Here is a 19,206-nt window from a genome sequence, read left to right as displayed (position 1 = left end):
AGGCGCCGACAGGCTGGAGAGCTGAAGGAGGTGGCGTGGAGTTCCGCGTCCTCGGGACTCTGGAGCTGCGGCTCGACGGCTCGCCGGTGCCGCTGACGGCGCCCAAGCAGCGGGCGTTGCTCGCCGTCCTGCTGATCGCCGCGGGACGGCCGGTCCCCGCGCGGCGGCTGGTGGACGAGCTGTGGGGCGGCAGCCCGCCGCGCAGCGTGGACAGCACGCTGCACTCCCTGGTCTCCCGGCTGCGCGCGAAGGGCGTGAGCGCGATCACCAGGGAGCCGGGGGGTTACCGGCTCGGCCTGGAGAAGGCCGCCGTGGACGCCCACGCGTTCGAACGGCTCGCCGGGCGGGCGCGCGAGTCGGCGCGGAGCGGGGCGCCCGGCGAGGCGGCGCGGCTCTGCCGGGAGGCGCTGGACCTGTGGCGGGCCGCCGCGCTCGTGGACGTGCCGGACTCGCCGGCGGTCGCGGCGGAACGGGCCCGGCTGGACGGGCTGCGGCTGGCGGTGTGGGAGGAGTACGCCGACGCGCTGGCGGAGGCCGGCCGGCCCGCCGAGGTCGCCGCGTGCCTGCGCGGGGTGCTGGCCGAGCACCCGCTGCGCGAGTCGCTGTGGACGCGCATGATCGTGGCCCTCGACCGTTCGGGACGGCCGGACGAGGCGCTGGCGGCCTACGACCGGGCCCGCCGGGCGCTCGCCGAGGAGCTGGGCCTCGACCCGGGCCCGGAGCTGCGCCGCGTCCACCAGCGCATCCTGCGGAGGGGTGAGGAGCCTCCGGCGGGGACGGCCTCGCGCGTACGGGACGCCGAGAGTCACGCAGGGGCGGCCCGGCAGGCGGGAGGCGCGGAGGCGGCCCGGCGGGTTGGGGGCGCGGGGATGGCCGGGCAGGCGGGAAGCGCGTGGGCGGCCGGGCAGGTGGGGGGCCGTGAGCGTCCCGCGGGGGTGGAGGCGCCCCGGCAGTTGCCGCCGGCGCCCGGCTGCTTCACCGGGCGCGCCGCGACGTTCCACGAGCTGACCGCGCTGACCGAGCCCGGGCGGCCCGGGGTGGCCGTCATCAGCGGCATGCCGGGCGTCGGGAAGTCGGCGCTGGCGCTGCACTGGGCGCACCGGATGGCCGGGCGGTTCCCCGACGGCCAGCTCTTCGCCGACCTGCGGGGGCACCGGCCGCGGGAGGCGGTCACGCCGAGGGAGGCGCTCGACAGGTTCGTCCGCGCGCTGGGCATGCCCGCCGAGCAGGTGCCGGCCGGGCAGGACGAGCTGGCCGCCGCGTACCGGACCCTGCTCGCGGGCCGGCGGGTGCTCGTCGTGCTGGACGACGCGGCCGGACCGGCGCAGGTGGAGCCGCTGCTGCCGGCGGGAGAGGGCTGCCTGGTGCTGGTGACCAGCCGCGGCCGGCTGTCCGGCCTGGCGCTGCGCCATGCCACGCGCGCCGTCGACCTCGACGTCCTGTCCGAGCCGGAGGCGGTCGCGCTGCTGACGGAGGTGATCGGCCCGCGCTGCCGCGCCGAGCCGGGCGCGGTGGCGGAGCTGGCCCGCCAGTGCGGGCGGTTGCCGCTGGCCCTGCGGATCGCCGCCGCCCACCTGGCGGGCACCGCCCACCGGCGGATCTCCGTCTACCTGGACGACCTCGCCGAACGGGGACGGCTGGCCTCGCTGCGGCTGCGCGACGCGTTCGGCGACATGGGCGTCGACGCCTCCGCCGCGGCCGTGCAGGCCACCTTCGACCTGTCGTACCGGGCGCTCGGCGAGGCCGAGCGGACCGCGTTCCGCCGGCTGGGCCTGGTGCCGGGCGGCGGGTTCACCGCCGACGCGCTGGCCGCGCTGCTCGCCGTGCCGCCCGCCGAGGCCCGCGCCCGCCTGGACGTCCTCCTCGCGGCGAGCCTCGTCCAGGCACGCCCCGGCCGGGCGATGGCCGAGCGGTACCACCTGCATGACCTGCTCCTCGACTACGCCCGCCACCGGGCCGAGGCGGAGGACGCGGCGCCGGCCAGGGAGCAGGCCGTGGGCCGGCTGCTGAGCTGGTACGCCACGATCGGCGACCCGCTCGCCCTGCACGACGACCTGGACAACGTGCTGGCCGCCACCCGCGACGCCGCCGAGGCCGGAGCGGAGGCGGCCTGGCGGCTGCCCGCGGCGCTCGCCCGTACGCTGGCGCTGGCCGACTGCCCGGCGCGGGCCGCCGAGCTGCACGCCCTCGCCGTCACCGCCGCCGGGAGGGCCGGCCGGCGGCGCGAGGCGGCCGGCGCCCACAACGACCTGGGAGAGGCGTACGAGCGCCTGGGCCGCTACCCCGAGGCGCTCGCCGAGCACGGCGCGGCGCTGGAGCTGCACCGGCGGCTGGGCGACCGGCGCGGCACGGGCGCCGCGCTGCGCAGCGTCGGCACCGTCCACTGGCTGCTCGGCCGCTACGACGACGCCCTCGCCCACCTGTACGAGGCCCGCGACGTCATGGAGGCCACCGGCGACGAGGGCGCCCTGGGGCAGACGTACAACCTCATCGGCATCGTGCTGCGCACCCTGGGCCGCATGGACGAGGCCGTCTCCTGGTACGAGCGCGCGCTGGCCGTCCACCGGCCGGCGGGCGACCGCAACGGCGAGGCCAACGCGCTCAACAACCTGGGCGTGATCCACGCGGAGCGGGGCCGCCACGCCGTGGCCCTCGGTCTGTACCGGCGGGCGCTGGCGCTGCGCCGGGCCACGGGCAGCCGGCGGGGCGAGGCGCGCGCCCTGAACAACATCGGCCTGATGGAGATCCACCTCGGCCGGCGCGACCGCGCACTCGTCCACCTCCGGCGCGCGCTCGCCGTGCACCGGGAGACGGGCGACCGCAGGGGCGAGGGCCAGGTGGCCCACGACCTGGGCGGCCTGTACCACCTGCTCGGCAGGGAGGAGGAGGCGCTCGCGCACTACGCCGAGGCGCTGCGCGTCCGCTCCGAGATCGGCGACCGCAGGGGGCTCGCCGAGACCCACCGGGACCTCGGCAAGCTGCACGCCGACCGCGGCGACGAGGTGGCCGCCCGCCACCACGGCGGCGCGGCCGGGCAGATCTTCACCGAGCTCGGGGTGACCGCCTGACCGGCCCGCCCAGGCGCTTGCCCGAGCGGCCCGCCCACGCACGCTCCCGAGCGGCCCGCCCGGGGCGCTCCCCCGAGCCTCCCGCTCACGCGCCGACGGGTTCGATGAGGCCGGCCGACAGCAGGTCGGCGACCCCGAGCCCCAGCCGGTCGTCCGCGTCCTGCCCGGCGGCCCGCAGGTAGCCCTCGCGCAGCGCCGCCAGGTCCCGGCCGTCGCACAGGGCGTAGATCAGCCAGGCGTGGTCGTTCAGCCAGCGGAACCTGGAGGTGCCGGGCGAGACCGCCACGAGCCGGCGCTGTTCGGGCATCGGGCAGACCTCGACCGGGCGGGCCTGCCGGTAGCCGCGCGGCTCCAGCGCCGCAGCGGCGGGGACACCAGCCGGGACGGCGGCCGATGGGACGGCGGTGGACGGGGTCGCGACGGGGCCGCCCTCGGACAGGATGCCGGGGCCGAGCGGCGTCACCGCGCCGATGAGCCAGCCGACGAACTCCCGGCCCTCGGCGGTCAGCATCCCGCCGTGCACCTCGGCCGCCTGGCGCGCCAGGTACGTCACCCGCTCCAGGCTGGTGGTGTAACCGCCGCGCGCCGCCGCCTCGCTGCCCGGCGTGGCCCGGTCGACGTCCTCCGTCGCGGGCGGCGGCCCGTACCGCGCGCGCAGGCCGGGACTCGCCTCGGCGGCCGCGGCACGGAACAGCAGCAGGTGGGCGTAGACGTGCATGGCGAACAGCACCCGTGTCAGCGTCCACGAGCGCGTCCGCCACGGGATCGGGACGAGCCGGTCCGGGTCCGCGACCATGGACCCGGTGCGCAGGACGTCGAACAGCTTCAGATGCAGGCCCTCGTGGAAGAGCGTCTCCGCGGCCGTCCAGGGGTCGTCCAGCCGTTGGGGGGCCAGGAAGAGCGTCGACGGGAGCGGGTCGCCGCCGGAGATCGAGTTCAGGCTCTCGTCGCCGTCGTCGTACCGGGCGAACCCGACGAGCGAGACGTGCGGCAGCACGCCCGTGCCCGCGCAGGGCAGCAACTCGGTGAGCAGGTCGGCCCCCCGGCCGAGGGCCGCCAGCATCGCGGCGTCCGGTGTGATCCGGCTGTCCGAGCCGTCCTCGGAGAGCGTCCCGGCGAGCAGTTCGTCCAGGCGGGGGGTCAGCGCCCGCTGCGGGCCGGCGCCGGCGTCGAGATCGGTCCACACCCACGAGGCCGCGTGCCGGGCCCACGGCCGTACGTGCGGGCGGGACAGGCGCTCGCACGGTCCCAGGCCGTCGAGCCGGCCGCCGGGCGGTTCGGCCGCGCCGCTCGCGAGGTAGCCGGCCAGCGTGTCGGTCGGGCCCTTGCCCGTCTCCAGCGCCGCCATGTCGTTCTCGAACGCGTTGCGCAGCACCGGGTCGTACATGACGGGGCGCAGCACGTCGTCCCCGGCGCGGCTCAGCCGCTCCAGCCGGTCGGCGGCGTCCGCGTGGTGCCGGGCGAGGACCCGCAGGCCCAGCCGGTACCGCGCCAGGTTCCTGGCCTCGATGGCCGGGGCGCTGCCGAACCTGGGGTCCGAGCCGAGGGCCAGGTCGATGCGGGAGATCAGGTCGTCGGAGGGTGCGGCGGTCACGTGGTGTCTCCTCGGTTCACCCAGGGGGAAGGCCGGCGGCGGACTGTCCGCCACCGGCCGGCGGTCACTCGGTCACCCGGTCACCGGTTCACTCGGTCACCGGTTCACTCGGCGCGCGGGGACAGGAATGCCGGCTGCCAGGCCCGCTCGTGCGGGGCGTCGGTCGTCACGCTGGGCGCGCTGTTCCCGGACAGCGTGAACTGCGGGATCTCCACGTTCTGAGTGGGCATGCGTCGTTCTCCGTTCGCTCGGATCGCTTGGCGGATCCGAATCTACGGAGCGGTGGTGTGGCGCCGGTGTGGCCGCGGTGCCGCCGGCCGGGTGCCGGTGCCGGCCAGGTCCCGGCGCGGGGGGGGCGGTGCAGGTCTGGCCGTGCGGCCCGGGGCTTCCCGGCCCTGGGGTCAGCCGAGGCGCGCCAATGACGCCGGGCTCGCCGGGCGCAGGTGAGCCGCGATGTCCCGCGCCTCGGCCTCGGAATCGCCCATGACGGTGACCAGCGCTCCCCTGTCGCGCGCGAACAGGCTCGTCGCACCGTCGCCCTCGACGAGGATCAGCCGCCCGCCGGGCAAGGCGCGGCAGGCCGCCCCCGGCACGATGGCGTCGTGCTCCTGCTTCGCACACCACTCCTGCGGGGTGCCGCGAGATCCGGGACGCAGGGTGACCGTCTTCATCGCGTCACCGCGCCGGTAGGACAGGTCCAGGCGGACGCCGTCGGGCAAGCGCACGACGTCGGAGGAGGTCAACCGGTATCCCGGCAGGTCCAGCGCCAGCAGGGGGATGTCGAGGGCGCGCAGCGCCCGTTCCTTGTGCCAGTCGGCCACCGCGCCCCGGCCCTGCAGCGCCACGACGACGAACGCGCAGATCGCGACGGCCGCCGCCGTCCGCGCCGGCCAGGAGGGTCCGTGGGAGGCCGCCCACGCCGCGGCCGCGTACGAGACGGCGGCGGCGAGAACGAACGGGAACCCGTAGGCGGCCATGGGGACGTCGGTGAGGGAGGGATGGGGCACGAGCGCGTTCAGGGCCCGCGCCACGAACGCGAACGCCGAAGGCCCGGCGACGGCGGCCACTCCCCAGCGCGGCAGCCCGGCCCGCGAGGCCAGGAGCGCGCCCAGCGGCAGGGGAACGATCCACATCGCCATCATGGCGAGGAGCGCGATGCCTTCGTTCTGCGACCCGATCGCCCAGATCGCGGCCTCGGCCGCGCCGACGACCGTCCCGACGAGGGCGCCCCTGCCTGCGGCGACATGAGGTTTCGTCGTTCTCACGGGACGACACCATCCGCGTTCATCGCCGCATCGGCGGCCCGGCCGACGTCCCGTGGGGTGAGGTCGGCGCGAGGGACAGCTGAGGTCAGTCGCTCCTGTACCACTCGTCCCCGGAGGAGGACAGCCTCCGCCGAAGGTACTCCTCGAGGTTGTCCGCGACCCATCGCCTGCTGTCGGTCTCGTGATCCCACACGAAGATGTCATGGCGGCCGGGATCCACCACGTAGGCGAATTGGTCCCCTCCGCCGTAGTCGGCGAAGAACAGCAGAGGATTGAATGGCATGTAGAGCTGCTCGCTTGCCCCTCCGGAGAACAGAGCATCCGGATGCAAGCGCTCCACAAGCTCTTTCCACATGATTCCCTCCAACGGTGCCGTACAGAGAAGGCCGTACAGAGAAAGGGGCGGCAGCCGGAGGGCTGCCGCCCCGGGTCAGCGGGTCAGCCTACGGTCCGGACGTCGGGCGCGCCCCGCACGTCCACGGCCGGGGAGGCCACCGCGATGTGCGGGCGGCCGGTGATCGGGTGGGGGCCGACGTGGGCGCGGACGCCGAAGACCTCCTCGATGAACGACGGGGTCAGCACCTCCAGCGGCGGCCCGTGCCCGGCGACCCTGCCGTCGCGCAGGACGACGACCCGGTCGGCGTAGGCGGCGGCCTGGTCGAGGTCGTGCAGCGCGGCCAGCAGGGTCAGGCCGAGCGACCGGATGAGGTCCAGCAGGAGGAGCTGCGAGCCCACGTCCAGGTGGTTGGTGGGTTCGTCCAGCACCAGGAGCGGGGCCTCCTGCGCCAGCGCGCGGGCCAGCAGCACGCGTTGACGTTCGCCGCCCGACAGGGCGGTCATCAGGCGGTCGGCCGTCCCCTCCATGCCGACCCGTCGCAGGGCGGTGAGGACCACCGCCCGGTCGGTGTCGTTGTCGCGTTCGAGCGGCCGTTTGCGGCTGTGGCGGCCGGTGGCGACCACCTCCGCGACCGACAGCCCCTCGGTGACCTGGCTGTGCTGCGGGAGCACGGCGCGGTGGCGCGCGGCCTGGCGGGGCCTCATCCGCCACAGGTCCTGGCCGTCGAGCCGGACCACGCCGCCGGACGGCCGCAGCGACCGGTAGACGGTCCGCAGCAGCGTGGACTTGCCGCTGCCGTTCGGGCCGACCAGCGCGACGAACTCGCCCGGACCGGCGGTGAGATCGACGCCGTCCACGATGGGACGGGCGTCGATGTGGGCGCTGACGCCCGTGAGGTCAAGCCGCATCGGAGCCTCCACGCGCCCGGCGGCGCAGCAGCCACAGGAAGAACGGCACGCCGAGCCCGGTGGTGAAGATCCCCACCGGCAGCTCGTCTGGCCGGTCGGCGATCCGCGCCGCCAGGTCCACCAGCACCAGGAACAGCGCCCCCGCCAGCAGCGACACGGGCAGCACCCGGCGGTGGTCGGCGCCGACCACGAACCGCACCATGTGCGGGACCATCAGCCCGATGAAGCCGATGCCGCCGACGACGCTCACCACCGTGGCCGTCAGCAGCGACCCGGCGACCAGCAGCCCGATCCGGAGCGTCGCCACCGGCACCCCGATGGCGATGGCCGCCTCCTCGCCGGCCAGCAGCGCGTTGAGGGAACGGGCCTGCAACCACAGCCAGGCCAGGCACGAGACGACGAGCAGCGCGGGCACGCCGAGGTCGTTCCAGGACGCGCCGGCGACGCTGCCCATGAGCCAGAACATCATGCCCTGCAACTCGGTCGGGTTGAGCTGGAGCTGCACGAACGTGGTGGCCGCGGTGCACAGGTAGCCGATGGCGACCCCGGTCAGCACCAGCCACGAGTCGAGCAGCCGTCCCGAGCGCTGGGCCAGGACGTACACCAGCAGCGCCGACAGCATGGCGGCGGCGAAGGCGGCGCCGGTGACGCCGAGCGCGCCGGTCAGCCCGGCCAGGGCGGTGCCGCCCAGCGCGGGCACCAGCACCGCTCCGAGCGAGGCCGCCGAGGACACGCCCAGCACGTACGGGTCGGCGAGCGGGTTGCGCACCAGGGCCTGCAACGCGACCCCGGCCACCGACAGGCCGGCCCCGGCGAGCGCCGCCAGCAGCGCCCGGGGGATGCGGATGTCCCAGACGACCTGGCTGAGCAGCGGGTCCGCCTGCGCGCCCCGGCCGGTCAGGTGGGCCCGGACGACCCCCCAGACCTGGCCGAGGGGCAGGTTGACCGAGCCGAAGGAGATGCCGACGACCAGCGCCGCGACCAGCCCGGCGACCAGGGCCGCCAGCAGCAGGCCGGTCGCGGGCCCGGAGACGGGATGCGGACGCCGCGGCGGGGCGGGTCTGACCTGGACTCGGGTCAGCGTGTCAGTCACCGGGGTGCACCACCTTGGACATCTTCTCCACGGCCCAGGCGTTGAGCGGGCCGAGGTACACGCCGTCGGAGACCGCCGTGTACGTCCTGGACTTCGACGCGGCCCAGTGCGGGTAGGCGGCGAACAGCTTGGCCGCCTCCTGCTCGGCGTTCTCCTCCGGCGTGAACAGCCCGACCACGAGCACGTCGACCTGGGCGGTCGCGAGCTGCTCCCTGTTGAGGGTGCGGGTCATGTCGGCGGTCTGGCCGGCGAACGCGTTGACGCCGCCGGCGGCCCTGATGACGTCGTCGTAGATGCCGCCGGTCATGACGGCGGGCAGGCCGTTGGCGTTCATCATGGCCATGCCGGGATAGGCGACGAGCACCTTCCTGGCGGGCCGGTCCGCCACCCGGGCCCGTACGGCCTGGACGCGGGCGCGCAGCTCGCCGATCAGGCGCAGCGCGCGGTCCTGCACGTCGAACACCCGCCCGAGCAGGCCGACGAACTCCAGCGAGGAGTTGATCGACTGGTTGCGGTAGGCGCGCCGCTCCTCGGGGGTCGCCTCCGGCTTGCCCATCGCGCAGTTGACCGGGTTGACCAGGGTGGTGATGCCGGCCGCGGCGAGCTGCTCGCGGGTGGCGAAGCCCTTCCTGGCGTCGAACCCGCCGGACCAGGTGGACACCACCAGGTCGGGCTTGAGCTTGAGCACCTGCTCGGCGGGGACGTCGAAGTTCTTGTTCATGGTCAGGCCGCCGGTCGGCAGCGCCCTGATCCTGGCGACCATCGACGGGTCGTCGGAGACGCCGTAGCTCTGGGCGTTGGCCAGGATGTTCTTCTCCAGGCCGAGCAGGACGAAGCTCTCCACCTCTCCCACGCTGGTCCCGTTGAGGATCAGCACCCGCCGGGGCGGCTTCTGGAAGGTGACCTTCGTACCGCAGTTGTCGAAGGCCAGGGGGTAGCTCGTCCGGCCGCCGGAAGCGGCGGGCTGCGCGGGGGCGGCGGAGGACGCCTCGGGGGTGGCGCCGCAACCGGCGGCGGCCAGGACCGCGAGCGCGCACAGGGCGGCGGCCGCGAGGCGCGGCGAACGGGGGAATCTCATCGGTTCTCGTGCTCTCCACGGTTCGGAGGTACGCGTGCCGGCGCCGGCCACGGAGGTGACCGGCGCGGCGACGCCCGGCTTGACGTCGGACGGGACCGCGGAGAGCGGCGACGAGAAAGGTGTTCAGCGCATGCCGAGGGAGACGGCCGGTTCCGGGGCACGCGGCGATGGCGCCGCGCCCCGGGGGCACGTCCGGGAAGAGCCGGAGGGCCGGCCCGTGGTCACCCGATCGTCACGCGACCGCCGCGGGTCCCGTGCGCCCGCGGGGCGGCCCGCGCCGTACGAGGGCGTACCTGAGGAAGAGCCGGACGCGGGCGGTCTCGTCCTCGCGCGCGTACGCGACCGGCTCCGGCCGGGGGTGCGACCACCCGGCCGCCAGGAGCAGCAGGGCCAGCAGGGGGCGCAGCACCCAGCCGGCCAGTTGCCGGACCAGGGCGCACAGGCCCGCCTCCGCCCAGCGCAGCCAGGCGGAGGTCACCAGCACGCCGAGCGCGTGCATGACCAGCATCCCCGTGCTCATGGACATCGGCTGCGGCTGGTGGTGCATGTGCTCCATGGCCGGCAGGGCCGGCATCGGATGCTCCGCGACCCCCTGGCCGAGCAGGGCGTGCAGGACGACCTGCGACAGGGCGGTCGCGGGCACGATCTCGCCCAGCACCCGCTCCCGGCCGGTCAGCGCCAGCGCGGGGATCATGAGCAGCAGGAGGCCGCCGAGCGCCGCCTTCGGGTCGAAGGAGCCGCCACCGGCGAGGTGCCCGAGCGTGGCGAGGACGGCGCACGTGGCGGCGAAGCCGGCCGCGCGCACCCATCTCATCACCGAGAACGGACCCATCGCGGGCAGATCCTTTCACACCACCGCCGAGCCCTCCGGACCGGACGGCTGCTCCCCGCCGGGAGACACGCGGTCCGCGCGTCCCGGGTTCAGCCGGCGGACCGCTCGCTCACGCCGTCGCCTCCTCCCGCGCCTGAGCCGGGGCGTCGTCCGGCCGGGCCTTGGCCGGGACGACCTTGCCCAGGGTGATGAACAGCAGGACCAGGCCCACGGTCAGCAGGACGTGCCCCAGTCCCGCGGCCAGCGCGATGACCTCCCCACTGGGACGCCCCAGCACCGTCAGGGAGCCGTGCAGGGTCAGCATGGCCAGGGTCAGCGCCAGACCGGCGTTGTAGATCCAGAAGAACCAGCCGAACAGCCGGCTGGAGGTCAGCGCGAACTGCTTCTCCAGCACCAGGACGAGGAGGAACACCAGCATGCCCAGCGCCAGCGCGTGGGTGTGGACGAGGCCGAGCTGGGTGTCGCCGGTGAAGTCGTTCAGCTTGGTGAGCTCGCGGTAGTAGAAGCCGCTGACCAGCCCTACGATCATGTAGATGTGGGCCGTGTTGAGGATCCTGCGCACGGGGGTGCCCTTCGAGATGTGCCGGGTGCTTGCGTCCCCAGCTTTCTGGACAGCCTGAATCCCATCAATGACAGAGCCGATAACGCTTCATGCACTATCGCTTAACGATCACCTTCACGGGCGGCCGGCGGGCAGGGAGCCGGAGTCGATGACCGGCCGGATCTCGGCCACCTTGCCGTCCTCCAGGCGGAAGATGACGCAGGCCCGCACCTCAAGGGGGCGGCCTGTGGCGGGGAGGCCGAAGAAGTCGCCCTCGTGGGTGCCGCGCAGCGTCCAGCGCGTGGCCACGCGGTCGCCTTCACCGATCATGTCCTCGATGTCGAAGCGCAGATCCGGTACGGCCGAGCGCAGGTGGCGGGCCGTCTCCCTGAGCGCCTCGGGGCCGGTGACACGGCCGCCGCGCGGCGCGAAGCCGGGGGTGACGATCTCGTCGGCGACGGCCAGGTCTCCCGCGTTGAGCACCTCGTCGTAGAAACGCCTGACGATGACCTTGTTCTCGGGCATGCGCCCTCCCGTAGACTCCGGTTACTAGAGAACCATATCTCTAGTTTTCCTAGATACTTGGCACGCTAAGGAGTGGGGCCGGAGATGTCAAGGCGCGGCGAGCTCATGGGGCAGTTGCTGGAGGCGCTGCGCCGCACCAGCGGGTGGTCGGTCGCGATGAGCCAGGTCGCGGCGGAACGGATCGGCGTCAACACCACCGACCTGCACTGCCTCAACCTGCTCAGCGACGGCCCCATGACGGCCAGCGAGATGGCCCGGCGGGCGGGCATCACCACGGCGTCCGTCACGGGGGTGATCGACCGGCTGGAGGGGGTCGGGTACGTGCGGCGCGAGCGCGACAGCGCCGACCGGCGCAAGGTCGTGGTGACGCTGCTGACCGAGCGGGCCGCCGCGGACGTAGCGCCGGTCTTCCAGCCGTTCGTCCGGGCCTGGCGGGGGGCGATGGACGGGTACACCGACGAGCAACTGGAGCTGATCGCCGGCTTTCTGGGGCGGACGGAGGAGGTCTTCCAGAGCGAGGTCGGGCGGATGCGCGCCACTGAGCGAGAGCCCGGCCGCGCCGCCGAGCGAGAGCCCGGCCGCGCCGCCGAATGAGAGCGCGGCCGCACCCGCACCGTCCGCGCGCGTGAGCCCGCGGCGCTTCAGCGGACCTTCCTGAAGAACGCCCGGACATCGTCGACCAGCAGGTCGGGGGCCTCCATGGCGGCGAAGTGACCGCCCCGGTCGAACTCCGACCAGTGGATCACGTTGTGCTCGCGCTCGGCCACCCGGCGGATCCCGCCGTCGCCCGGGAAGACCGCGACCCCGTGCGGCACCTCGGAGCGCTCGACCGGCTTCCCCCACCGCGCCGAGCCCTCCTTGTAGAGCCGGGCGGAGGAGGCGGCGGTGCGGGTCAGCCAGTAGATCGTCACGTCGGTCAGCATCTGGTCGAGGTCGACCGCGTCCTCGGGCAGGTCGTGGGCGGGGTCGGTCCACTCCTTGAACTTCTCCGCGATCCACGCGAGCTGGGCGGCGGGAGAGTCGTGCAGGCCGAAGGCGACGGTCTGCGGCCGGGTCGCCTGGATGACCGCGTAGCCGGAGCGGTCGTGGTCGGTGTAGACGCGCATGCGGGCCTGCTCGGTCTCGGTGAGGCCCTCCCTCTCGGCCGGGTCGAAGGCGGGAAAGCCGAGCGCGCCGTTGACGTGCACGCCCGCCACCCGGTCGGGGGCGACGCGGCCGAGCTCGGGGGAGATGACCGAGCCGCTGTCGCCGCCCTGGGCGCCGTAGCGCTCGTAGCCGAGGCGGCTCATCAGCTCCGCCCACGCGCGGGCGACGCGGCCGAGGTCCCAGCCGGCCTCGCGGGTGGGGCCGGAGAAGCCGAAGCCGGGGATGGACGGGGCGACGACGTGGAAGGCGTCGGCGGGGTCGCCGCCGTGGGCGCGGGGGTCGGTGAGCGGGCCGATGACCTTCATGAACTCGGCGATCGAGCCGGGCCAGCCATGGGTGATGATCAGCGGCAGCGCGTCCGGCTCAGGGGAGCGCACATGCAGGAAGTGGATGTTCTGGCCGTCGATCTCGGTGGTGAACTGCGGGTACGCGTTGAGCGCCGCCTCGTGCTCCCGCCAGTCGTACCCGCCGCGCCAGTACTCGGCCAGCCGCCGCACGTACGAGACGGGGATGCCGTACGACCAGCCGACGCCGGGCAGCTCGTCCGGCCAGAGGGTGCGCGCCAGCCGGTCGCGCAGGTCGTCGAGCGCGGACTGCGGGATGTCGATGCGGAACGGCCTGATCTCCGTGGTGAACGTCATGAAGAGCAGACTAGGAACGCCCTAGGACAGCGCCGGTCCTAGGAGTAGGGCAATGTGGAGCACGTGTTGGAGACCTCGGCCCGGTTGCTCAGACTGCTCTCACTCCTGCAGACCCGGCGGGAGTGGTCCGGCGCGGAACTGGCGGAACGGCTCGGCGTGACCGCGCGGACCGTCCGCCGTGACGTCGGCCGGCTGCGCGAGCTCGGCTATCCCGTGCACGCCACCGCGGGCGCGCCCGGCTACCGGCTCGGCGCGGGCACGGACCTGCCGCCGCTCCTGCTGGACGACGACGAGGCGGTGGCGGTCGCGGTGGGGCTGCGGACGGCGGCCGGCGGCTCGGTGACGGGAATCGAGGAGACCTCCGTACGGGCGCTGGCCAAGCTGGAGCGGGTGCTGCCGTCCCGGCTCAGGCATCGCGTGCACGCGCTCCAGTCGATGACCGTGCCGATGGGACGGGCGGGTTCGGCGGTGGACCCGGCGGCCCTGACCGCGATCGCCTCCGCCTGCCGCGACCATGAGACGCTGCGCTTCGACTACCGGACGCACGAGGGGCGGGAGAGCGCCCGCGCCGCCGAGCCGTACCGGCTGGTCCACTCGGGACGGCACTGGTACCTGCTGGGCTGGGACACCGGGCGGGCCGGCTGGCGCACCTACCGCGTCGACCGCCTGACCCTGCGGACGCCGAACGGCCCGCGGTTCGTCCCCCGCGAGCCGCCCGACTCCGACGTGGCGGCCTACCTGTCCCGGTCGATCTCCAGCGCGCCGTACCGGTACCGGGGCCGCTTCACGATGTACGCCCCGGCCGAGGTCGTCGCCGGGCACCTGCCGCCCACCGTCGCCGCGATCGAGCCGATCGACGAGCGGTCCTGCACGTTGAGCACCGGCGCGAACGACCTCGACGAGCTCGCCGTCTATGTCGCGCTGATGGACATCGACTTCGACGTGCACGAGCCGCCCGAGCTCGCCGACCGCCTCCGCGTCCTCGCCGCCCGCCTCGCCACCGCCGCCCGATCAGCCGGCGGCTCGGACGGCCCGCGCGAGCGGTGAGCCGAATCCCGCCGCTCAGGTCCCGAGGCGGTCCAAGCCCTGGATCGCAGGGCGCGGGAACGGGTCGCCGGTGGCCTGCGCCGAGGCGGGCCGGGCGAGGTAGTGGATCGCCTCGACCGGCTCCACGATCACCACGCCTTCGCTGATGAGGTCGTCCAGCTCGGGCAGGAAGGCGCGGATCGCCTCCTCGGAGTCGACGAGGATGATCTCCACGGGCGTCTCCTCGGCCAGGGACAGGATGCGGGCCGTGTGGATGCGCGAGGAGGCGCCGTAGCCCTCGATGCCGCGGATCACGCTGGCTCCGGCCAGGCCGCTCCGGTGGGCGCGGTGCACGATCTCGACGTACAGGGGCTTGTGGCGCCAGGTGTCGCTCTCACCGATGAAGATGGTCAACCGGAGCGCCGGGCCGTTGAGCTTCATGGCCGCCTCCTACCAGGATCGTGGTGCGTTCTCACTGGTAGGGACCGTTGACGAAGGAGCGCTTCGTGGTTTCCCCGCGCGATCTCCGAAGGGCGGGGCGGCGGGCCCCACCGCCGCGACCCGGAAAACGGGCTTCACCAGCCATTATATCGCCGCGCGGCCCGCAGGGGCAGGCCCTCAACCGGCCGCGGCGGCCGTGCGCAGCGCGCGGTAGAGCAGGCGGGCGTCGCCCAGGTGGTGGCGCAGGAGCTTCTCCAGTCCCCCGATCGGGATGAGGTTCTGCGGGGCACGCGGGTCCTTGTAGTCCACGCCGGCCAGTGGTGGCAGGGCGAGGGTGACCTCGTCGGCGATCCGTACCGCCTGCGCCGGGTCCAGGTCCGCGCTGGCCTCGCAGCGCGCCACACCCGCCCAGGGCGCGGACGACTGGACGGGCAGCCGTACGTACCAGGAGTGCCGCCGCCAGCTCGTGCCCATGAGGAACACCGGCGTGCGCTGGCCGGGCGTGAGCGCGGCCACCACCGCGGACTGCGGCGGCGGCAGGTAGGCGGTGTGGTGCGTCTTGATGTAGCCGACGGTGCGCGGCAGATGCGTACGGCCCCGCAGCGGCCCGTCCACCAGCAGCAGGTCGTCGCCCCGCGCGCGGTGCCGCACCGCCAGGTCCACCTCGAGCTGGGTGACCTGCCGCTGCAGCGCCAGCGACAGCTCCTCGAAGCTCGCGTCGGCGGCCTTGTTCGGCAGGTAGACGGCGTGCGTGGTCTTCACCTCCGGCGCGTGCGGCGAGGCGGAGATCAGCGACCGGTTGACCTCGATCGCCGCCAGGTCGGCGCCCTCCGGGCCGCACCGGACGATCCCGGCCGCGTAGGAGGCGGCGATGCCGGGCACGGGCATGGGCGTGTCCGGGTCGTTCACCCAGACGCGGGCGTCGATCCGGCGCACGCCGTCGGCGACGAGCAGCGTCTCGGGGGCGGAGGCGTTCGCGCCGGGCGTGACGGGTTTCCAGTCGGCGGCCGGCCGCTCGACGTCGAGGACCAGCTCGGCGCTGGTGGCGCCCATCTCGGAGAGGTTCTCGACGGCGAGGGCGGCGGCGTAGCCGGGGTCCCAGGGGTCGACGGTGAAGCCTGTCATCGGATCCCGGCCTTCCGGACGTGCGACCCCTTGCCGTCGCGCGTGACCTCGAAGCGCACCGGCACCCGCTCAGCCAGGGCGGGGACGTGGGTGACGACGCCGATCATGCGTTCCTGGCCGGCGGCGAGGCGTTCGAGGGTCGTGGCGACGGTGTCGAGCGTGGCCGGGTCGAGCGTGCCGAACCCCTCGTCGAGGAAGATCGAGTCCAGCCGCCTGGCGACCGCGCCGGACAGGGCCAGCGCCAGGGCGAGGGCGGCCTGGAAGGTCTCGCCGCCGGACAGCGTGCGGGCGCTGCGCCGCATGCCGGCCTCGCCGTAGTCGATGACCTCGATGTCGCCGGTCTTGTCGGCCAGCGCCAGCTCGTACTGGCCGTCGGACAGCTCGCGCAGCGTGTCGGAGGCCGAGGCGACGAGCACCGCGAGGGCCTCGGCGCACAGCCAGCGCTCGAAGGCGTTGGCGCGCAGGCGCAACGCGAGCTCGTGGGCGACCTTGGCCTCGTGCTCCTTCATGGTGATCCGGTTCTCCAGGTCGGCGGCGCGCCGGCGCTCCTCCTTGAGGCGGTCGAGCGCGCTGTCGGCACGGGCGACGGCCGCGGCGACCTCGGCCCCGAGCTGGTCGGGCGAGGCGTCGCGCGGGGCGTGGACGCCGTGCTCGGCCAGCCGCTCGGCCAGCCTGCCGCGGTCGGCGGCGAGCCGGGCGCGGGCCTGGTCCAGCCGCTCCTCACGCTCGGCCAGCGCGGCGCGGGCGGCCTGGGCGGCCCGGTCGCGCCAGGCGAGCAGTTCGGTCCAGGCCCGGTGCAGATCCTCGCGGACCAGGGGCGGCGGCGGGTCGTCCTGGGCGCCGGCGACGAGCAACCGGTCGCGGGCAGCCTCCAGCGCCCGCCAGGCGGACTCCGCCTGGCGGGCGACCTTGTCGGCCTCGCTCCGGGCCCGTTCCAGCGCGGCCCGGGCGGCGCGGACGGCGTCGCGTGCCTGGGCGGCCAGCTCGTCGGCCTTGGCGATGGCGGCGAGCCGCGCTTCGAGCTCGGCCCGGTCGCCGGGGGCGGGCAGCGCGGCCAGCTCGGACTCCAGCCGGGTCGCCTGCGTGGCGTGCATCGACGCCGACGTCTCGGCCTTGGCGCAGGCGGCCCTGGCGCGCTGGGCCCGGTCGCGGGCGCCGGCCAGGGCGCGGTCGGCGGCGCGGACGTCGGCGGGCGGCTCGTGGCGGGGCAGCTCGGCGACCGGGTGCCGGCAGACGGGGCAGGGCAGCCCCACTTCGAGCCGGTTGACCAGGTGGGCGGCGGCGTGCGCGTCACGCAGGCGTTCGCGCTGCTCCTCGGCCGTGGCGAGCGCCTGCTCGGCCGCCGCCTGCTCGCCGGCCGCGCCGTCGAGGGCCTCGGCGGCCGACGCGGCGGCGGCGCGGGCCCGCGCCGCCTCGGTCTCCAGGCGTTCGCGGGCGTCCAGCGCGGCCAGGGCCGCCCGGGGGGCGCCGCGGTCGCCGAGCGCGGTCAGCGCCTCGTACGCCTCGTGCTCGTCGGCCTCCAGCCGGGCCACGTCGGCGGCCAGCGTCTCGACGGACTCCGCGGCGGCGCGCCGGGCCGAGGCCAGGGTCGGGACCGCGGCGGGCATGCGCAGCTCGGCCAGGACCGTCTGCCGTTCGGCCACGGCGGCCCGCTCCTGCTCGGCGAGGCGGATGTCGGACTCCCGGGCCCGCAGCAGGTCGAGGTCGGCGCCCATGGTGCCGGCCAGCCGCCGCAACGCCGCCAGCCGCTCGGTGAGCTCCCGCTCGGCCTCGGCCGTCGCCCCGGACAGCTTGGCGAGCTGGTCGCGGGCGAAGGAGGCGTCCTGCCTGGCGGTCTCCTCGTCGCGGGCGGCGCGCTGCCTGATCCGTTCGTAGACGTCGGCGTCGAGCAGTTGCACCAGCAGGTCCTGCCGTTCGCGGGGCGCGGCGTGCAGGAACTCGGCGAAGCGGCCCTGCGGCAGGACCACGCACTGGGTGAAGAAGCGGTATTCCAGCCCGGTCACCTGCTGGGCCTCGGCGGTGACGTTCTCGCCCTCGGCGAGCGGCCTGACCACCGCCTCGAACGCCTCCTGGAGCGGGGCGGCCGGGTCCAGCTCGTCGAGCCTGGCCTCCTTGGTGCGCACCGCGCCCTTGGCGTCGCGCACCATCGCGCGGACCACGCCGTAACGCCGCCCGTCGCTGTCGAACACCATCGCCACCTTGCCGGCGGTGACGGACGGCGCCAGGGCGTGGGCGACGGCGCCCTCCCGGCCCCAGCGCGGCACGGTGCCGTACAGGGCGAAGCAGATCGCGTCGATGATCGTGCTCTTGCCCGCGCCGGTCGGGCCGACGAGCGCGAAGTACTCGGTGTCGGAGAAGTCCACGGTCACCGGCTCGCGGAAGCTGCCGAAGTGGTCCAGGTGCAGCAGAAGGGGGCGCATCAGCCGGTCACCTCGTCGTAGAGCCGGTCGAACAGCCCGGCCACCTGCTCGTCCTCGCGGCCGGTGGCGGACAGGTAGTCGCGGAACAGCTCGCGCGGGCTCCGGCCGGCCGAGCTCGCCCGCCGCGTGGCGGGCACCGGCCGGAACCGCTCGTCCAGCCGGACGTCGACGGCTCCCGCCAGCAGCTCGCGCACGTCGTCGGCCAGGCCCACGCGGGGTTTCTCCTCCACGATGACCTTGAGCCAGTCGTCGCCGGGCTCGATGCCCTCCAGCTCCTCCAGCGTGCCGCGTACCGTGCGCAGCTTGCGGGCCGAGGCGAACGTCAGCTCCCGCACCACGGCGGGCCGCCCCGGTGAGACCTCCACCAGCAGCGCGCCGGGGGTGTTGCCCTCCTCGCCGAAGTCGACGGCGAGGGGCGAGCCGCTGTACCAGATCGGGCAGGGGCCGGGGATCTGCTGGCGGCGGTGCAGGTGGCCGAGGGCGGCGTACTGGGTGGCGGGCGGGAACGCGGTCGGCTCGAAGTAGTACGAAAAGATCGACTGGGCTTCCCGCTCGCCGCCGCCGAACGCCCCGCCGGGCAGGGTGCCGTGGGTGGTGACCAGGTTGACGGTGTCGTTGTGGAAGCCCGCGGTGAGCGCGCCGATCAGCTCGCCGATGCGGGCGGCGTAGTCGCGGTTGTGCTCGGCGGCCGTCCCGCTGAGGACCTCGGCGGCGCGCACGACGTAGCGGTGCGACAGGAACGGCAGCACGCCCAGCCGCACCGGCTCGCCCGAACGCGCGGTGAAGGCCAGCGTGCCGCCCTGGTCGGGACGGCGGAACGAGCCGAGCACGTGCAGGCCGAGCTTGCCGAGCACCGGCCGGTAGACCTCCAGGAGCTGCGGGTTGTCGTGGTTGCCCGCCAGCACCACCACGTCGCGCCCGTCGCCGCGCAGCGCCATGAGCGCGTTGAGCACGAGCGACTGCGCCTCGGGGGTGGGCGCGGAGGTGTCGAAGAGGTCGCCGGCGACGATGACGGCGTCCACGTCGTGGGCGCGGGCGGCGGCGACCAGCTCGCGCAGCACCTCGCGGTGCTCGTCGATGCGGGGACGGCCCTTGAGCACCTTGCCCACGTGCCAGTCCGCGGTGTGCAGGATCTTCACGAAACCACCTGTGGTCGGAGAGGGGCT

18 protein-coding genes are annotated in these 19,206 nt (G+C 74.8%); 3 read left to right on the top strand and 15 right to left on the bottom strand.

Features of this window, described 5'->3' with window-relative positions; all coding sequences use genetic code 11:
* The first annotated feature begins 35 nt into the window (after positions 1-35).
* Positions 36-3,068, top strand: coding sequence for an AfsR/SARP family transcriptional regulator (locus HTZ77_RS21100; protein ID WP_175591372.1), 3,033 nt, complete (start codon positions 36-38; stop codon positions 3,066-3,068).
* A gap of 85 nt (positions 3,069-3,153) precedes the next feature.
* On the opposite strand, the gene HTZ77_RS48295 is transcribed toward HTZ77_RS21100, so the two are convergent.
* The 10 genes from HTZ77_RS48295 to HTZ77_RS21055 form a co-directional block, all read right to left on the bottom strand.
* On the bottom strand, positions 3,154-4,662 hold the full coding sequence (locus HTZ77_RS48295) for an aKG-HExxH-type peptide beta-hydroxylase (protein ID WP_175591371.1): 1,509 nt from the start codon (positions 4,660-4,662) through the stop codon (positions 3,154-3,156).
* Positions 4,663-4,766: 104 nt separating this feature from the next.
* Positions 4,767-4,892 (bottom strand): hypothetical protein, encoded by a 126-nt coding sequence (locus tag HTZ77_RS47570; protein ID WP_268960069.1) that lies wholly within the window; start codon positions 4,890-4,892, stop codon positions 4,767-4,769.
* A gap of 171 nt (positions 4,893-5,063) precedes the next feature.
* Entirely contained in the window at positions 5,064-5,927 is an 864-nt protein-coding gene (locus HTZ77_RS21090; RefSeq protein WP_175591370.1) for a hypothetical protein, read from the bottom strand.
* Positions 5,928-6,012: 85 nt separating this feature from the next.
* The gene (locus HTZ77_RS21085; protein ID WP_175591369.1) at positions 6,013-6,282 is read right to left on the bottom strand and encodes an SMI1/KNR4 family protein; all 270 of its coding nucleotides are present in this window, start codon (positions 6,280-6,282) and stop codon (positions 6,013-6,015) included.
* An 83-nt stretch (positions 6,283-6,365) separates the two neighbouring features.
* On the bottom strand, positions 6,366-7,172 hold the full coding sequence (locus tag HTZ77_RS21080) for an ABC transporter ATP-binding protein (protein ID WP_175591368.1): 807 nt from the start codon (positions 7,170-7,172) through the stop codon (positions 6,366-6,368).
* Positions 7,162-8,265 carry a FecCD family ABC transporter permease gene (locus tag HTZ77_RS21075; protein ID WP_205303003.1) on the bottom strand — a complete coding sequence of 368 codons (1,104 nt, stop codon included), beginning with the start codon at positions 8,263-8,265 and terminating at the stop codon, positions 7,162-7,164. The genes HTZ77_RS21080 and HTZ77_RS21075 overlap by 11 nt, the downstream gene beginning before the upstream one ends.
* Positions 8,258-9,343, bottom strand: a complete 1,086-nt coding sequence (locus HTZ77_RS21070; RefSeq protein WP_175591367.1) for an ABC transporter substrate-binding protein — start codon at positions 9,341-9,343, stop codon at positions 8,258-8,260. Before HTZ77_RS21070 ends, HTZ77_RS21075 begins: the two co-directional genes overlap by 8 nt.
* A gap of 232 nt (positions 9,344-9,575) precedes the next feature.
* On the bottom strand, positions 9,576-10,157 hold the full coding sequence (locus HTZ77_RS21065) for a hypothetical protein (protein WP_175591366.1): 582 nt from the start codon (positions 10,155-10,157) through the stop codon (positions 9,576-9,578).
* A 127-nt stretch (positions 10,158-10,284) separates the two neighbouring features.
* Complete coding sequence (locus HTZ77_RS21060; RefSeq protein ID WP_175591365.1) at positions 10,285-10,737, bottom strand: DUF2871 family protein; 453 nt, start codon at positions 10,735-10,737, stop codon at positions 10,285-10,287.
* A 114-nt stretch (positions 10,738-10,851) separates the two neighbouring features.
* The gene (locus tag HTZ77_RS21055; protein WP_175591364.1) at positions 10,852-11,241 is read right to left on the bottom strand and encodes an ester cyclase; all 390 of its coding nucleotides are present in this window, start codon (positions 11,239-11,241) and stop codon (positions 10,852-10,854) included.
* A gap of 84 nt (positions 11,242-11,325) precedes the next feature.
* On the opposite strand from HTZ77_RS21055, the gene HTZ77_RS21050 reads away from it, so the two are divergent.
* Positions 11,326-11,835, top strand: a complete 510-nt coding sequence (locus HTZ77_RS21050) for a MarR family winged helix-turn-helix transcriptional regulator (protein ID WP_175591363.1) — start codon at positions 11,326-11,328, stop codon at positions 11,833-11,835.
* A 47-nt stretch (positions 11,836-11,882) separates the two neighbouring features.
* On the opposite strand, the gene HTZ77_RS21045 is transcribed toward HTZ77_RS21050, so the two are convergent.
* The gene (locus HTZ77_RS21045) at positions 11,883-13,028 is read right to left on the bottom strand and encodes an epoxide hydrolase family protein (protein ID WP_175591362.1); all 1,146 of its coding nucleotides are present in this window, start codon (positions 13,026-13,028) and stop codon (positions 11,883-11,885) included.
* Between the two features lie 63 nt (positions 13,029-13,091).
* On the opposite strand from HTZ77_RS21045, the gene HTZ77_RS21040 reads away from it, so the two are divergent.
* Positions 13,092-14,075, top strand: a complete 984-nt coding sequence (locus HTZ77_RS21040; protein ID WP_175591758.1) for a helix-turn-helix transcriptional regulator — start codon at positions 13,092-13,094, stop codon at positions 14,073-14,075.
* 15 nt (positions 14,076-14,090) lie between these two features.
* Here HTZ77_RS21040 and HTZ77_RS21035 read toward each other — a convergent pair whose 3' ends face one another.
* The 4 genes from HTZ77_RS21035 to HTZ77_RS21020 form a co-directional block, all read right to left on the bottom strand.
* Positions 14,091-14,495, bottom strand: coding sequence for a DUF190 domain-containing protein (locus HTZ77_RS21035; protein WP_175591361.1), 405 nt, complete (start codon positions 14,493-14,495; stop codon positions 14,091-14,093).
* 177 nt (positions 14,496-14,672) lie between these two features.
* Positions 14,673-15,620 (bottom strand): hypothetical protein, encoded by a 948-nt coding sequence (locus tag HTZ77_RS21030; RefSeq protein WP_175591360.1) that lies wholly within the window; start codon positions 15,618-15,620, stop codon positions 14,673-14,675.
* On the bottom strand, positions 15,617-18,040 hold the full coding sequence (locus HTZ77_RS21025) for an AAA family ATPase (protein ID WP_175591359.1): 2,424 nt from the start codon (positions 18,038-18,040) through the stop codon (positions 15,617-15,619). The genes HTZ77_RS21030 and HTZ77_RS21025 overlap by 4 nt, the downstream gene beginning before the upstream one ends.
* Positions 18,040-19,179: an exonuclease SbcCD subunit D gene (locus tag HTZ77_RS21020; RefSeq protein ID WP_175591358.1), complete on the bottom strand. Its 1,140-nt coding sequence runs from the start codon at positions 19,177-19,179 to the stop codon at positions 18,040-18,042. The genes HTZ77_RS21025 and HTZ77_RS21020 overlap by 1 nt, the downstream gene beginning before the upstream one ends.
* Positions 19,180-19,206 lie beyond the last annotated feature (27 nt).

Origin of the sequence: Nonomuraea montanisoli (assembly GCF_013363975.1) — a bacterium.
Taxonomy (GTDB): Bacteria; Actinomycetota; Actinomycetes; order Streptosporangiales; family Streptosporangiaceae; genus Nonomuraea; species Nonomuraea montanisoli.
Note: the sequence above shows the minus strand (reverse complement) of the source record. Positions and strands in the feature narration are given on the sequence as shown.

What these genes read in the sequence shown, in the direction of transcription:
- HTZ77_RS21065 (WP_175591366.1), bottom strand. Translation starts at nt 10,157, where the DNA reads ATGAGATGGGTGCGCGCGGCCGGCTTCGCCGCCACGTGCGCCGTCCTC.
- HTZ77_RS21085 (WP_175591369.1), bottom strand. Translation starts at nt 6,282, where the DNA reads ATGTGGAAAGAGCTTGTGGAGCGCTTGCATCCGGATGCTCTGTTCTCC.
- HTZ77_RS21045 (WP_175591362.1), bottom strand. Translation starts at nt 13,028, where the DNA reads ATGACGTTCACCACGGAGATCAGGCCGTTCCGCATCGACATCCCGCAG.
- HTZ77_RS21080 (WP_175591368.1), bottom strand. Translation starts at nt 7,172, where the DNA reads ATGCGGCTTGACCTCACGGGCGTCAGCGCCCACATCGACGCCCGTCCC.
- HTZ77_RS21025 (WP_175591359.1), bottom strand. Translation starts at nt 18,040, where the DNA reads ATGCGCCCCCTTCTGCTGCACCTGGACCACTTCGGCAGCTTCCGCGAG.
- HTZ77_RS21050 (WP_175591363.1), top strand. Translation starts at nt 11,326, where the DNA reads ATGTCAAGGCGCGGCGAGCTCATGGGGCAGTTGCTGGAGGCGCTGCGC.
- HTZ77_RS21070 (WP_175591367.1), bottom strand. Translation starts at nt 9,343, where the DNA reads ATGAGATTCCCCCGTTCGCCGCGCCTCGCGGCCGCCGCCCTGTGCGCG.
- HTZ77_RS21030 (WP_175591360.1), bottom strand. Translation starts at nt 15,620, where the DNA reads ATGACAGGCTTCACCGTCGACCCCTGGGACCCCGGCTACGCCGCCGCC.
- HTZ77_RS21035 (WP_175591361.1), bottom strand. Translation starts at nt 14,495, where the DNA reads ATGAAGCTCAACGGCCCGGCGCTCCGGTTGACCATCTTCATCGGTGAG.
- HTZ77_RS47570 (WP_268960069.1), bottom strand. Translation starts at nt 4,892, where the DNA reads ATGCCCACTCAGAACGTGGAGATCCCGCAGTTCACGCTGTCCGGGAAC.
- HTZ77_RS21055 (WP_175591364.1), bottom strand. Translation starts at nt 11,241, where the DNA reads ATGCCCGAGAACAAGGTCATCGTCAGGCGTTTCTACGACGAGGTGCTC.